The organism is Phocaeicola faecicola, from assembly GCF_013618865.1.
GTDB lineage: Bacteria > Bacteroidota > Bacteroidia > Bacteroidales > Bacteroidaceae > Phocaeicola > Phocaeicola faecicola.
The window spans coordinates 1-597 of record NZ_JABSOE010000172.1 but is presented as its reverse complement, the minus strand read 5'-3'; the positions used below and the strand labels follow the sequence as shown (position 1 = coordinate 597).

Below are 597 nucleotides of genomic sequence, written 5' to 3'. Positions count from 1 at the left end.
GGGTCAGTAGCTTTTTAGTGGGGATATGCATATAAGTTCGCAATGCGGAATAAGAAAAACTTCTTGTCAACAACTCCCCTGAGATTCGCTCTAAAGAGTTTGATTTTAGCATTGAATGATTCAGCAAGTGCATTTGAGGAACGGTTGTTGTAGAAGTTGAGTATCTCATCATAATGCTCATAGAAGGTGGCTGCGATGACATTAAAGGAGCGGAATCCCGCTTCTTCGACTTTGTTGTACCAGCGTGCCATGGACAGGCGTGCGGCATCCTTGATTGTGTTTTTGGCAAAGATCATCCGCAGGGAATGGCACAGTCCGTATGCCGTTTTGATGTCCGGGTATTCTTCAAACAGTATCGCAGCCCTTTGCTTTTGCCTGTCGGTCCATTTGTCGGCAGACTTGAACAGGAGATAACGCGAGCGTATAAGCAGTTCCTTGCGGGTGTCTCCATTGGGATAGCGGTACGGGATATACTCCTTACCGTTTTGTCTGGCTTCCTCCATCTCATCGTTAGCCTGCTGCATGGCATCCCAACGGTGTTTGATGCGCAGCTCCTGTACGGCATCACAAGCCAGTTTCTGGATATGGAAGCGGTCG

At 48.1% G+C, this 597-nt stretch carries 1 protein-coding gene; it reads right to left on the bottom strand.

Going from position 1 to position 597, the window contains the following annotated elements; genetic code table 11:
* Positions 1-14 precede the first annotated feature (14 nt).
* Positions 15-597: ISAon1 family transposase (locus H3001_RS19215; protein WP_181215806.1), on the bottom strand; the 583-nt coding region annotated here is incomplete at its 5' end.